At 44.8% G+C, this 14119-nt stretch carries 13 protein-coding genes, 1 pseudogene and 1 CRISPR repeat array; of the genes and pseudogenes, 5 read left to right on the top strand and 9 right to left on the bottom strand.

Annotation, left to right across the window (positions count from 1 at the left end):
• Positions 1-94: 94 nt before the first annotated feature.
• Positions 95-2867: direct repeats of the CRISPR family, unit length 36 nt; unit sequence GTTTCAATCCCCTTGCGGGGAAAAGTGAATTGCGAC.
• Between the two features lie 35 nt (positions 2868-2902).
• The 7 genes and pseudogenes from csx18 to JGK11_RS14960 form a co-directional block, all read right to left on the bottom strand.
• Positions 2903-3085, bottom strand: a pseudogene (gene csx18, locus JGK11_RS32905) (CRISPR-associated protein Csx18); the annotation flags it as partial.
• Between the two features lie 476 nt (positions 3086-3561).
• On the bottom strand, positions 3562-4038 hold the full coding sequence (locus tag JGK11_RS14935; protein ID WP_293212169.1) for a PAM68 family protein: 477 nt from the start codon (positions 4036-4038) through the stop codon (positions 3562-3564).
• A 170-nt stretch (positions 4039-4208) separates the two neighbouring features.
• Complete coding sequence (gene rpsO, locus JGK11_RS14940; RefSeq protein WP_293134126.1) at positions 4209-4478, bottom strand: 30S ribosomal protein S15; 270 nt, start codon at positions 4476-4478, stop codon at positions 4209-4211.
• Positions 4479-4772: 294 nt separating this feature from the next.
• Positions 4773-5396, bottom strand: a complete 624-nt coding sequence (ruvA, locus tag JGK11_RS14945; RefSeq protein WP_293212170.1) for a Holliday junction branch migration protein RuvA — start codon at positions 5394-5396, stop codon at positions 4773-4775.
• Between the two features lie 95 nt (positions 5397-5491).
• On the bottom strand, positions 5492-5854 hold the full coding sequence (locus JGK11_RS14950; protein WP_293212171.1) for a DUF5615 family PIN-like protein: 363 nt from the start codon (positions 5852-5854) through the stop codon (positions 5492-5494).
• Positions 5851-6189, bottom strand: coding sequence for a DUF433 domain-containing protein (locus JGK11_RS14955; protein WP_293185598.1), 339 nt, complete (start codon positions 6187-6189; stop codon positions 5851-5853). Before JGK11_RS14955 ends, JGK11_RS14950 begins: the two co-directional genes overlap by 4 nt.
• Positions 6190-6272: 83 nt before the next feature.
• Positions 6273-8903: an AAA-like domain-containing protein gene (locus JGK11_RS14960; RefSeq protein ID WP_293212172.1), complete on the bottom strand. Its 2631-nt coding sequence runs from the start codon at positions 8901-8903 to the stop codon at positions 6273-6275.
• A gap of 389 nt (positions 8904-9292) precedes the next feature.
• Between JGK11_RS14960 and JGK11_RS14965 the strand changes: the two genes are divergently transcribed.
• From JGK11_RS14965 to JGK11_RS32910, 5 genes are all read left to right on the top strand, one after another.
• On the top strand, positions 9293-9475 hold the full coding sequence (locus JGK11_RS14965) for a hypothetical protein (protein ID WP_293185601.1): 183 nt from the start codon (positions 9293-9295) through the stop codon (positions 9473-9475).
• Between the two features lie 514 nt (positions 9476-9989).
• The gene (locus JGK11_RS14970) at positions 9990-10199 is read left to right on the top strand and encodes a hypothetical protein (protein WP_293185603.1); all 210 of its coding nucleotides are present in this window, start codon (positions 9990-9992) and stop codon (positions 10197-10199) included.
• 274 nt (positions 10200-10473) lie between these two features.
• Entirely contained in the window at positions 10474-11046 is a 573-nt protein-coding gene (locus JGK11_RS14975) for a hypothetical protein (protein ID WP_293185604.1), read from the top strand.
• A 233-nt stretch (positions 11047-11279) separates the two neighbouring features.
• Positions 11280-11996, top strand: a complete 717-nt coding sequence (locus JGK11_RS14980; RefSeq protein ID WP_293212173.1) for a GUN4 domain-containing protein — start codon at positions 11280-11282, stop codon at positions 11994-11996.
• Between the two features lie 315 nt (positions 11997-12311).
• On the top strand, positions 12312-12509 hold the full coding sequence (locus JGK11_RS32910) for a hypothetical protein (protein ID WP_363319755.1): 198 nt from the start codon (positions 12312-12314) through the stop codon (positions 12507-12509).
• A gap of 111 nt (positions 12510-12620) precedes the next feature.
• Here the strand turns inward: JGK11_RS32910 and JGK11_RS14990 are convergent, their stop codons facing one another.
• Complete coding sequence (locus JGK11_RS14990; RefSeq protein WP_293212174.1) at positions 12621-13223, bottom strand: hypothetical protein; 603 nt, start codon at positions 13221-13223, stop codon at positions 12621-12623.
• Between the two features lie 42 nt (positions 13224-13265).
• Positions 13266-13985, bottom strand: coding sequence for a DUF2786 domain-containing protein (locus JGK11_RS14995; RefSeq protein ID WP_293212175.1), 720 nt, complete (start codon positions 13983-13985; stop codon positions 13266-13268).
• Positions 13986-14119: the final 134 nt, after the last annotated feature.

The raw sequence follows: 14119 nt of genomic DNA on the forward strand, positions 1-14119 counted from the left end.
CTCGGACTCAGCGCGAGAGACTCAGAAACCGGGTTTCTGCGTAAAATCTCGTGAAAATACGTCAATTGCCATAGAAACCCGGTTTCTCGGACTCAGCGCAGGGACTCAGCGGGGAAAAGTGAATTGCGACTTGAATAGGTTTTCTTCTGGTAGTTGGGAGCAAGAAACTTCTTGTTTCAAGTTTCAATCCCCTCGCGGGGAAAAGTGAATTGCGACATGGATAACTTCCTGGAGGGCGTAATCGGGGCAGTAGGGTTTCAATCCCCTTGCGGGGAAAAGTGAATTGCGACGAAACTAGAAAACCTTACTAATTACACTATAGAAGATTTAAGTTTCAATCCCCTTGCGGGGAAAAGTGAATTGCGACATGAATGATGAAATTAATGCATCCTTATCTAAAGAAAGTTTCAATCCCCTTGCGGGGAAAAGTGAATTGCGACTGTCTTTCTCAGATAGAAGGTCAAACAGACGAAAATTTTCAGTTTCAATCCCCTTGCGGGGAAAAGTGAATTGCGACTTGATATACAAAAGGTTATGATTTTACAAATACAAAAGTAGTTTCAATCCCCTTGCGGGGAAAAGTGAATTGCGACCTTACAAAGTAAACCCTCTGTAAGGCACCCAATGAGAGGTTTCAATCCCCTTGCGGGGAAAAGTGAATTGCGACTAAGATAATACAGTTCATAGGCCCGCAGTGTATTGGTAAGAGTACCCTGTTTCAATCCCCTTGCGGGGAAAAGTGAATTGCGACTTAACGGAAAGTTTAGTAGTTTTCGCTGATGTTGTGAGTTTCAATCCCCTTGCGGGGAAAAGTGAATTGCGACTTCCACAAGGTGTAGTTATGCTCAGCTTAATAGCGAGTTTCAATCCCCTTGCGGGGAAAAGTGAATTGCGACGAAAAAATTTTAAAGCATCATTGCTTTTTTCGCGAAAAGTTTCAATCCCCTTGCGGGGAAAAGTGAATTGCGACTTGACAAACCAAGAATCAAAGCTAACCCAGCTAAGGTTGCGTTTCAATCCCCTTGCGGGGAAAAGTGAATTGCGACTCGAGCAAGTAACTTTTTCTGTAGAGATTGTTACGTCTCGTTTCAATCCCCTTGCGGGGAAAAGTGAATTGCGACTTGCGACGCAAGCAAGACAAGCCTAACCAAGCTCTCCCAGCTTTTTATGTTTCAATCCCCTTGCGGGGAAAAGTGAATTGCGACTTTGGTAAAAATTCACAAGACAAGGACAAAATTATGATAGGTTTCAATCCCCTTGCGGGGAAAAGTGAATTGCGACCTATCTAAGAAGCCTAAAAGGTAAACTAGTCGAGTTAGAGGTTTCAATCCCCTTGCGGGGAAAAGTGAATTGCGACGTGAACTTAGCTGCTTCCACCTCCTCTACGGCATTACTCCTTGGGTTTCAATCCCCTTGCGGGGAAAAGTGAATTGCGACACAACCTATAACGAGCATCCAAGTAGACATGGGGACAAGATAAGTTTCAATCCCCTTGCGGGGAAAAGTGAATTGCGACTTGCTAGTTATCAGAGAGCTATTGATGTAGCTTGGGCCTGTTTCAATCCCCTTGCGGGGAAAAGTGAATTGCGACGTGGTTAATATCACAAATTTTGAAGAATATGTGTCCAGCGTTTCAATCCCCTTGCGGGGAAAAGTGAATTGCGACCTAATAAATTGTAACTATATATTTTAACTGTTTTAGTAGGTACTGTTTCAATCCCCTTGCGGGGAAAAGTGAATTGCGACCACTCGGTATATAAAAATAGCGAGAAAAAATGGAGAACCAAAAGTTTCAATCCCCTTGCGGGGAAAAGTGAATTGCGACAACAGATTGGTTATCTTTCGAGAAACGCGCTTGGGAAATGTTTCAATCCCCTTGCGGGGAAAAGTGAATTGCGACCTAACTCTATCACAAGTTAAGAATATGACAGAAGTTTCAATCCCCTTGCGGGGAAAAGTGAATTGCGACCTTAATGATTCTACACATACGGTCCGTAATCTAGAGTTTCAATCCCCTTGCGGGGAAAAGTGAATTGCGACTCTCATTCTACCCCTGATATCTCTTACTTCTTGCAATCTTCTTTCTAGTTTCAATCCCCTTGCGGGGAAAAGTGAATTGCGACTACTTAGATACGCACTTTGTTCACGGGTACGTTAAAAGTTTCAATCCCCTTGCGGGGAAAAGTGAATTGCGACTCTATACAATGGTCAGAAGAAGAAATGTTTAGAAACGTTTCAATCCCCTTGCGGGGAAAAGTGAATTGCGACCTGCGAATTCTTTCTCTAGTAGAGCTTTTCTATCTAGAAAGTTTTAATCCCCTTGCGGGGAAAAGTGAATTGCGACATGTTCCGATGAAAAACTCGGCGATTTGTATCAACACTGCGTTTCAATCCCCTTGCGGGGAAAAGTGAATTGCGACCTACAACACTAGAGAGCTGATCGCCGATGAGGATATGTATAGTTTCAATCCCCTTGCGGGGAAAAGTGAATTGCGACTTGAGTTCACCGAGTTGATGAACCGACGCAAGGATTTCGGTTTCAATCCCCTTGCGGGGAAAAGTGAATTGCGACAATAAGGGTTTACGACGTATCTGGAACGCATCAGAGTTTCAATCCCCTTGCGGGGAAAAGTGAATTGCGACTTTGATTCGTTTGCCGGAGCTGATGGCACGTTTGATCGTTTCAATCCCCTTGCGGGGAAAAGTGAATTGCGACAGCCTTAGCTTTAGATCCGATCGCCCAGGCAGCTAGCGGTTTCAATCCCCTTGCGGGGAAAAGTGAATTGCGACTCAATCAAAAACACGCGAACTGTTACTCAGGGATTATCCCAGTTTCAATCCCCTTGCGGGGAAAAGTGAATTGCGACTTTCGGAAGGTTTCTTCAGCGCTGCTGGGCTGAAGGTAACGGATAACGCGATCGGCTATTTCTCCTGCCACAAAAGTCGCTGCTGCTATTAACAAGGTATTAATAATTACAGCCGCTAATCCCAAGGGCGCAATCAAAAGTACAATCAAAGTAATTGCACCGTTAACAGCAGATAAAGCCAAATTGCGAAAGCCAGCAGTACGTGTTGAAATGTGCATGATTTTTCACCTTTTATGCAAAGTTATCTATCCCCTTTATCATTCGGCGATCGAAATCGGGGCAACCATAGAAAGATTGCCCTACACAAACGAAATCTGCCTCCACAGACTAAGAAATCAAGAGGGTATTTAAGCCGAATTTTGTATGAGTTGTCAGCGTTTCATCTCCCCGACTTCGCAAAAATTGTCGGGGATATCAACTGCAAAATTTTTTGAGGACTACTTTATTTATATCAGCCTCAACTAAGTAGTTTTATGCAAAAAATCAATTGTTCACAAAACTTAAATAGTATTTTGTAGGGAATTTTACGTAGAATTGGTGTCAATTTAACTAGAAATTACGTATAAACTCTATTGGTAGGGTGTGAAGTGGGCACCTGACTACTATTAGTAGTGTCTAAGTAATATCAGGACACGGCATTGCCGTGTCCTCTTCCGACGAAGAAAGCTATTGATTCATGACTAATAACTACTGACTAATTTTTAGATTTCGCATCGCGCCATGCTTGTCGCATCCGTCCAAAATTAGTATTAAATTCTTCCCACCCGAGAGTGCTTCCTGAAGCTTCTTCATCCCAAGAAGCCGAGAGGACTCCGTAGCTTAATCCCAGTACGCCTAGACCAAAACAGCCCATGCTTACCAACAATACTGCTGTGTTGGGCAAGTCAAACCAGCCTTTGCTGACTATCAAATAACTCACAAAAAATGTGGAAATTCCCAGGAGTGTCGGGGCGCCGCAGAATACCGCGATGCGGGAAATCATGCGTTTGCTGACTGCTTCTGGGATGGATTGCGCCTGGGGGCCAGTTTTTTTGGTGGCTTTAGGCTGTTTGTCTGATTTTGGTTCTTCTGTGACTGGGTTTGCTTCGGCTTCTGGAGGCTTTTTAGCGGTTTTTTTCCGATTTGAGGCCGGTTCAAAGGGTAAGCGCTGGGTGGGTGGTTCGGAGGACATATTTTTTGTTTAACCTGAAATCTCGAACAATTATCAAAGAAATCTTGGCGAGGGTTTACGCAACTCTGATGGTTAATCAACGGTTTGAAACGGATTTGTTATCAGTGCGTAAATCCTGCTGGCGTTTGTCCAAGATTCTTGAATATTGTCGCAAATTTTGGCTTTGGTGTTTAGCCGCGAATGCCTAAACGGGCAATTAATGCTTTGTAACGATCGACATTTTCCTTTTGCAGGTAGGCCAGCAAGCGCTTGCGGCGGCTGATCATCATCATCAAACCGCGCCGGGAGGCGAAGTCTTTTTGGTTGATTTTCAGGTGGGCGCTGAGTTTGCTGATGCGATCGCTCAACATGGCGATTTGGACATCTGCTGAGCCTGTATCTGTTTCATGGGTTTGAAAGTCGCCCATGATTTCTTGTTTGCGCTGTTGTGTAAGAGCCATGAATTGAGTTTAGTTTTTTTTGTACGATTGTCACAATCCCATATAGTATCACAGCGGAACGGTGAAGGAGCAAATTTTCGACACGGATGGGTTGGTTTTTTGAGCTGAAAGACTTCAATTGCAAGCCCTACTTAGGACGGGCGAGACGCCCATCCCACAGGAAAAAAAATGTCGGATGGGCGGGACGCCCCTCCATGGTGTTTATTCCAGCCCATCCCACAGGAAAAAAATTGTGGGATGGGCATCTTGCCCGTGTTAGCCATAAATTTTGCAAGAAGTCTATTGGGTGGCCGATTATCGGCTTAAATAGGCGATCGCCTCACGAATCCAATCATCTGCATTAGCTTTGTTTGCCAAGTTGCTGTCTTGACTGAGGGTTTGCAGCGCTTGCAAGACTTCCGCCGCAGTATATCCCATCGCCAGCAAAATCATCTCCACTTCTTCTTGAATCGCTGCGGGGACTCCGGCGGCCACGGAAGTTGTCAAACCTGCTTCCTGTCTCCATTCCGAGAGTTTGCTTTTGAGTTCCAGGGCCAGACGTTCGGCGGTTTTTGTACCCACGCCGGGGGTTTTGGCGAGGATGCGAGTGTTACCGCCGACGATCGCCTGAACTAAATCTTGCATTCCTAGAGTATCAAGAAGGGCGATCGCCAGTTGAGCACCCACACCGCTAACACTCGTCAACTGCCGAAACAAATCGCGTTCGGCCGTGCTGCCAAAACCGTACAATACGATTTGGTCTTCCTTAACTTGCTGGTGGGTAAAGATTTGGGCGACTTCGCCGGATGCTGGTAATTGGCCAGTCACGCGCGGCAAAATTTGGATGTCATAGCCAATTCCACTAACTTCGAGAGTCAGAATAACGCGGTTGCTGCCTTTGGCGATATTGGCGACTGTGCCTTTGAGATAGCTGATCATATAGTTAATGGTACACCGATAGGGTAGCGCGCCTTTTAAAATTGCGATCGGACTAATGCAAAAAAATCGTTTCCTCCCGAATACATTAATAACTGCTAAGGGAAAGGTAGAAAAACAATTCTATCTTGATATTCATTTTCTTGGGATGCCAGAGCCGCTAAAATCAATTCTTCTAGGTTTTCGCCAATGCTTAAATTAGGATTGATGATAAAAATCCCTGGAATGTGACGATTTACCGCCATATGTTCGGCTAAGTGCACTGGCATAGAAGTTCGGTTATTTGTCACCAAAACACAGTTATTATCTTCACACCAGTAGAGAATTTCTGGATCGAGAGTTCCTTTCGGCGGTGTTTCCGGTTCTCCCACTACTTTGACGGCGATCTCTGGTTCTCGTTGCCTAATTTGATTGGGATAAATTGGATTGACATTTTCATCAATTAGGTATTGCAGGTTCATGGGCTAGTTTTGGCTTTTCTTTCTGCCCTCAGTTGGCGGAGCTTTTCAGAAACAGGCGGGGGATTAAGGCGCTGTTCTTCTCTCATTTTGTGACCGTGTTCTATCCAATTTTTGAGGTAATCACTCACAGGTTCTTGATTTTGGAGATAATACAGAATTGTCGCATAAACTTGTTCGAGGGTGAGGGAAGGATAAGTTTGGGCAATTTCATCAGGTGCGCGACCGCAATCGATGTAATCATAAAGAATTGTTTCAATGCCAATTCTTGTCCCTTTCAGTCGAATATCGCTGGGAGTGAGAAAGTTGAAATAATCTGTGAGCGTTTGGGTTGGCATAATTTTGCTGTATACTCAACATAATTTATTATATCACTGATATTTGCCCGATAGAACTTGAAGTAAACCGCTATGCTGATCTTTCAATTCAAAATAAGATGCTGTTTAACCAAAGACAAATCCGTCTTCCCAAAATTTACCACTAAGGCCACATTTAAATTTTCCAATGATTTTATAAACCACATAATTTCATCAGAAGCTTTACCTTCATAGTGATTGAACAAAATAGAAAATCGCTTTTCCAACTCAGGTTTAACTTTGCCAGAAAGCAGTAATATTTTCAGCAGCAAACCCATTGTCCTGCTGGGCCCGAGGTTGTATACTAAGTCATAAAAAATGTAGTGGTTGGGATGTTGGGAATTTTCCACTACTAAAAAGTTGAATAACTGGTTGCAAGTCTGAGCTAACAATATATTATTTAATTTCGCCGAGTCGTTTTCCGGAAATGTATTTTTGATGTACTTGTACAACTTATCATTAAATTGACGACCGCCATATTCTGGTTCTACCGATGATATCAAATATTCATATAAATCCACTTTAAATGAGCTGTAGGATTGAGTTTTCCTGGCATCTCTCAAAAAAAATTGAGCCGATTCTTTGTGGCTGCGATCGTCTGTTACTTTCCCGGCAAATTCCCTAACAGCTAAGTGCAATTCCGCATCGTTCAAAAGTGTGGGATTTGGCGCCGGCTGCACAATTCCTATTTCTGTATTTCTCGGCTCAACCAAATAATTTAAATATTGAGACAAGTTTTTTTCAAATAGTCGCTGTCTTTGATTTTCCAGCTTTTTGATGGTTTGCTGGTCTTCCTCCACGCTCTCCTTGCTCAGCAAAGAATGCCCGTACAAATAAGGATAGCGACAAATCAATTCGCCCAAAGGAGCATGACTATCTTGTTTCTGCGGTTGTGGCTCTTGTTCTACTGCTTTTACTAAGCGCTCTAGGGTCTGGAATTCTGCACTTTTAGTAAAGAATTCTATTTGTTCTTGCAAGCGCTTGACTATGTAAAATTCCATCCCGAATCGGGGAGAAGTCTGTTTAAATAAAGCTACTAAATTTGCAATACTCAATTTGTGCTGTGAGTGCAATTGCCAACGGTTGATCGGGATGTAACAGCAGCGGTGGATGATATATTTAAACTCCCGATCCGATCGCTTGACGGAGATGATATTGTACAAAGTTGCTTCTATTTCGCGATCGGGGTAGCCCATACCGTCGATAAATAGTTTGCGGAACCGCTCGATTATCTGTGCGGGGGATTCTCGTTCCACGCAGGAGACGATGTGATCGTACAATATCTGTTCGTTGCTCCCCGATAGAAAAGTATCTGAGGGCGGGGTGAGAATTCTCTCTGCACCGATGTCTGGGCTGCTTTGTACAACTTGTGCGACAGCGACTGTCGGTTTTTTCTGAAAAGTTCCGGGATTCAAGAACCAATAGTGTTCTTGGCTTAATTGTTTGTTTGCCGCCCAATCCAAGGCTGACTGCAAAGTTTCCCCCGTCAATAACTGCGACTTATCTTCGCGATCCGAAGCCAGCCATGCTGCCAAGGCCTCGCGGTAGGGAGCCAGATTTCCCAGTTCTTTTTCCACCCAAAACTGATTGAAAACAGATTGATAAACTAGGTTAGCAGCTATTAATTTACCATGAGATTTGACCACCAATCCTGACAGTTGCAATTCGATTTGTTCGGGAGAATAATCGACAGCAACTCCTGGCAATTCTTCCGGTTTTTTGGGGTCGGGCGGTTGCAAAACTTTCTGGTACAGCGTTAACAGCCTGGTGAGATCGCAGCGGCTGTAGAAAATGCGATCGCGAATTGCTGTCAAATGTGGGGGTTCGTCCCAGTCTTCCCAATTTTTAATAATTCTGTGTTTGAGCAGTTGTTCCACCTGCTGGGCTTCGCAATTTCTGCCAATAAAAGACCCGTATTCAAGCACCAATTGGCACAGTCTTTGAGTCAGAAAAGGTTGACCGTCCGTCCAAGTAAATATTTCTTGGAGCACTTTTTGGGGACGAAAAGCTTTGAGTGCCAATCCTTTTGTTAGTGACACACTTTCGTCTAGTTGCAATCGACTTAAATTAATTGGTCGTCCAATATTAAAAGGGTTGCAGCTTGGATCTCGGATCAATTGTGACGGGGCTGCTACTCCGAAAACCGCAAAATTCAGGCGATCGTATTCTGGTTGCTCTGCCCGCTTAGAATAACAACCTCGAATTGAGGCAAAAAAATCGCTGGTACTGAAATTGAGGATGTTGGTGGTGTCAATGTCATCTATCAAAATGACTAAATTTTGCCGCAGTGACTTGAGCAAAACTTTTTCGATAAATATCTCCAATCGCTGCACCGGGGATAGCACTTCGCGATCGTTCCACCACTTGAGGGCATCAAACCTGTTTGTGAGGCGCAAGCTGCTGGCGATGCGGTGGACGATCGCGCCATACCACTTTTCCAGGGAAATTTCTGGGCTGCTAATGCTTCTCAGGTTGACGGCGGCAAAAGCTGTACCTTCTGCTTGCAACCTTTTGGCCGTTTGCACTAGCAGGCTGGACTTTCCCATTTGTGGGGAACTCAATACGTAGCAGAATTGTCCGGCTTTGAGTCCTTGGTAGAGTTCGCTGTCTGCCGATCGCCTGACATAGGTGGGCGCACCGGCAGGCAAATATCCTCCGACTTGATATTGGTTGGTTGAGTGGACTTCTGCTGTCATCTGCGAATTCATCAAGATGCTGCGCCCCTATGCTGTGCGATGGAAAAGTTACAAATTGCAATTATTGCCAGCTCATACTATTTTAGATTTGAGATTGGTCAATGCTTATTCAACCAGGGTTTGGAGTTTACCTACAGTTGCGTTCTTTTTTTGAACTGGTGTTACTGTGGTTGAAATTTTTGTGACTCTTTCTCTATTGTCTACTAACTCAGCGTTGTCATTGTCAATCTTTACCGTATCTTTGCAACCAACCGTAAATCCAGCCAGGAGGGCGATCGTACTCCGGCACTTTTTTGTTTGTACTCGTTCGCATCCTCATCTGAATTTTTACTCAACCGGATTGAAAATGCCCAAACGCCATTGGGTTCACATTTTTTTACAATCATACTTTGAATTTCACCCGATGGTATGATGTTGCCAGGGAAACTCATAACCGCAGCGCCTTTAAGGTACTGCCTAAGGTACTGCCTAAGGTTCTGCCTTGGGGGCTGGCTACCGAATGCCGTCCAGTCAAAGCACTGGAATGGCTGCTACCAATAAAAAACCCCAGCGTTTGGCTGAGGACTGCTTGAGTGGGAGATATCGTTAATCTGCGTTTTTTTTAGTTGACTTAGATTGCATGGAATTCCATGCCGCTGACACTTCCCCGGCTTTCGCGTGGGGGAATTTTTAAGAACAAACTTTTGGGGATAAATCCACAAAAAGTTTAATTCTTAAAAGCGCTGTCAGTGCGCTGCTAGCCACTGGCTCAACGATTAAAGTTAAGTTTGTGGCTAATTGTAGTAGAAGATGCGCCCTGATGAATTAACTACCCGATAGATGAGCACCCTGATGGCATAACTCCCTGATGGATCGACGCCCTGATGGCCTTAGCCCCACTACCCAAAAAAATCTGGTTGGTGGATGATCGTGGACATAAGTAACACGTCACTTCCGGCGTTTCCGATCGCTCTTCGGGTGTGCCTGTCTGTATTGATTATGGCAGGCAGATTTATCAGAAGACAAGTGGGCTATTGCATCAACCCACTTCTGACAGATCGGGTTAGCCAAAAGGTGTCTATCTACGTTAAATCAGGGTCATCGAACATGAAAAACAGCATCTTAGTATTAGCAGTAATTGCCTCCGGTGGCATCGGCTTATTCCATACAAGCAGGGCCAGCGCTTTTGCGATCGTCCCACAATCTTCATCAACCAGCAGTTTGACTGCTCTTGAGAGTCGTCCCGACATTAACTACACTGGAACGAATGAAGATGGAGAGCAAGAAGAGGTAAAGACAGGCAAAGGCCGGAAATAATTAGCCCTCTGAGTGGTTCGCCGGCGCTGCGGTTGTGATTGCGATCGTGTTTGTGGTGTATTTGTTGTCGCCACCACCTTGGCTCAAGGGGGTGAAAACTCGGGCCGAATATCAGTCCACCTAATCCGGGGAGTTGAAGTCTCAACAAAGTGAATGGGAAAATAAACAGGTAAGGCGAGTCTGTCGGTGGAGTTTCCCCGCCTAGGAACTTCCTTACCTTCTGATGTTCGGGATTCGGATCTGGCACAATCGTATTTCATCTCGTAAAAACCCAATGGAAAATACTCTCGAAACTACCCGCAGACAGCGCGTATTGACAAGAACCCAGGAACGGCGTCAGGCGACACCCAAAGAAAAACAGTTAATTCACCTGCTGGCTAATATGGCTTGCAGTTTGATTAACTATGACTACAAACACTCAGCGGGGAAGGAAACTCTCGCGCCTTCGGAACGGAAGCGTTTAGCGGAATGGCACTACCTGCGAGTTCAGCAAATTCGCCGGATCGAACGCTCGTTGGAGCCCGTAGCGACGCTCAAGCGCGTGTACTACAAGAGCATTCTCAGTCCGAGGGATCTGAAGTCTTTGAAACTTCTGTGGCTTGAAGAGGACAAAAACCGCGTCAAACGGGTCGATCCTGAGTTGGACGACATCCTCAGCGAAGCTTTGGATCGGGGAGATACTTTGAAACAGCTATTTCACTCGATCGAATCCAAGGAACGGATCTTTGCGGAAACTCCTCGCCCGGGCGTTGTACCGCTGTGGGTGAAAGAGTGGGAAGACTCGGAATATGACATCAACTTTTTTCCGCCTTCGTTCTCTGCATGGGTTTCCATCGTGGACGACTAGGTTCAAGAAAAACTCTTTTACATGGGAGCGATCGCAAAAATCTGAGGGTAAAGCTATTTGCGATCGCTCCTATTGACGAGGAATGTGCGATCGCGGCGAGGTTAGCTCGTCGTGCAGCGCACAACCATCGGAGTACAGAGAAGTAAATCGGAGTCAGTAGCATTGTACAATGGAGGAAAACCAGGGCTTCAGCTAATTGCTGATAGCTGATAGCTGATAGCTGATAGTTTCCCATGACTGACTCGATTTCTACTTCTCCATTAGACTCGGCCGCCGATACAGCCGAACTCCGCTCACAGTTGAGGTCGGGTTCAGAGAAAACTCAACTGCAACTGCTGCAACAACACATAGCAGATGCAGGCTGGGACGTGTTGATGGAATTTTTATTAGAGCGCAAGTCGGAGGAACCGACGGCGGTAATGGGTAAGGCTTACCAAATTCTTTATTGTGCGGATTCTGCCAGAGCGAGGGAGTTTTTGCAGGCGAATTTTCCGACTGGAGTAGTGCAATTGCGATCGGACTCTAACATTGACTACACTCCGCTGCAACAATTATTGGCCCTACAGGAATTTCAAGAAGCCGATCTATTGACTTTAAACAAACTGTGTGGGTTGGCGGGCGAGACTGCTTCGGCGAGAAAGTGGTTGTATTTTACGGAAGTTGAAAGTTTGCCGGTGGCAGATTTACAAACAATTAATACCCTGTGGAAAGTTCATTCCGAAGGCAAATTTGGCTTTTCGGTACAGCGGGAAATTTGGCTGAGTTCGGGCAAGAATTGGGATAAGTTGTGGCCGTTAATTGGCTGGAAGAAGGGGAATAATTGGACGCGGTATCCGCAAGAGTTTATTTGGGATTTGAGTGCGCCTAGGGGTCATTTGCCGCTGTCGAATCAGTTGCGGGGAGTGCAGCCGTTTGCGGCTTTGATGGCTCATCGGGCTTGGTTGAAGTAAGACGTACGGTTGAAACCGCGTCTACACAAACAATGTCCGCCTCCGCGGACTCAAGAGAATAATATAAAACGTAATTTTAACCGCCTATTCTTCAACCCGCGGAGGCGGGTTTTGTTTGTATAGCCGCGGTTTCAACCGCCGGGTCTTTTTTGAGGAATGTTGGGAAATAACGTAATTTTAACCGCCTATTCTTCAACCCGCGGAGGCGGGTTTTGTTTCTGTAGCCGCGGTTTCAACCGCCGGGTCTTTTTTGAGGAATGTTGGGAAATTTTGTATAATTGATATTTGAATTAATTAGCGAGAGGGCTACGAGTCATGGTAGGAATCGGAACCAAACTCACTTTAGAAGAATTTCTAGCGTTGCCCGACGGAGACGTATATTATGAGTTTGTAGATGGTGAAGCAGTTCCTAAAGTGTCTCCAAAAAAATTCATTCCAGTTTACAGGGAGCTTTATGTCGCCTCAGCAATGATCCACTTATCTGTTTTAATTGCTGTTTTAACCTTGTTGTAAAATAAGTTGTAAAATAAATTTTTACCCGTATAGATTAACTTGAATTCGCAGCTACCTATATTATACACCCTACCTGATGTGACGCAGTAGCATAAGTCCAAATCAAATCAGCTAAATTTCCCGTGCCATCCATACCAAAAAGCCCAAAATTTGATCGACAGGAGGCAGTGGATAATCAATCAAGTCAATTGTCACTGTTTGCCCTTCTAGTTTCAAAAATCGCCACTGAGTGCCATTGGTGACTGAACCGTAAATGATAGGAATTGGCTTTTTCTTAGCCTCATTAAATTTTTGTGCAGCCACCATTTCAGCAATACATTGTCCGAATCCTGTTCTGAGATCGGATTTTTTGGCCTCCACAATAATGACTGCCGGTGCTTCAATTTCTAGAATTTCTTCGGAACGGCTAAAGAGGAAATCGCACATTCCGTTCAATCCCATTGATTCATCTACTGTGAAGTCTTCTCCTGAAAATAAACTGACTCGTCGCTGTAAAATTCGTCTCGCTTCTAACAAGACAGGATAAATAATTCCTTCAGAACGAGCTTTTTCGCTTGCTGATGAGGCTAACGGTAAGCTTTCTTCCAAAAAAGCAATCAATGTTTGAGAAGGGGGAATTGGGTCAATATTAGGCAAAAAACGAATTGATTCTACAGTGGTTAGATTAAATGCTTCCTTGACTTTACCGATTGTGGTGAAAGAACTGTAGGGCATAGCAATTAACAATATAAGTTGATTGTGAAATTATAGTTAAACTCACAGAGATTGATTAAGTTTTTTTTGTTCTCCTTCCGGTTGCACTTGCTTCTGCAAGCTAATTTTGTCGCCTACTTCATAACCGGAATTAAAACCGACTTCGCTGCTGATTTGAGCACCGGCTCGGGTTTTGACTTTAACTCCTTGGCTTTCTAAATAATCTGCGATCGCCTGTTCATTCTTCTCAAACATCGATCGCACTACAATAGCAGGAGTAGCCGCTGTATCAACCGAGCCCGGAATCCCCGACTCCTCCATCTCCCGCTTTTGTTCCAGCAGCCTTTGTCGCAACCTTGTGGCGCATCCCACCCGAAAAGCGTTCAGATACGCCAGTCCCCGGCCGCTTCCTTTGCGATATTTCGCCCGTTTCTCGATCGCAGAACTCAAATATTCATACAGGTGCTTGCAAACAATCAGATTTGTAGAGCTTCCCACCAAAAACATACTACCACTATAATTGTTCCGCATACCTGTACAACCGTTGGCTTCCGCAATTCCCGAAAACAGGATCATTTTCCAAGTGACAAATTTGGATGTTGTCTCAACTCCGCTTTGATCGATCTCTTCTTGGTGATTGGGGCCTAAATCGGCGAGGCTGAGATTGTACTGCGCCAGTAAAACGGAAGCTTTTGCTGCCGCAGCGGTTGATTCGTTTTCGTTGGATGAGGTGGCGAGGGCTAACAGCTTTTTGATTTTTTCGACAATGCTTGTTTCTACCATTTTTTGATTGGTTTGGGGGTGAGACTACGCGGTGGCAAGGTTTTGGGGATGTTTCTATTTTACTAGAATGTTGGAATGTGCGATCGTTCTTTTAGGATAATTTAATTTAAGAGGTTTGAACCGCAGAGGCCGCA

Source organism: Microcoleus sp. PH2017_34_RAT_O_A (assembly GCF_020737885.1).
Lineage (GTDB): Bacteria > Cyanobacteriota > Cyanobacteriia > Cyanobacteriales > Microcoleaceae > Microcoleus.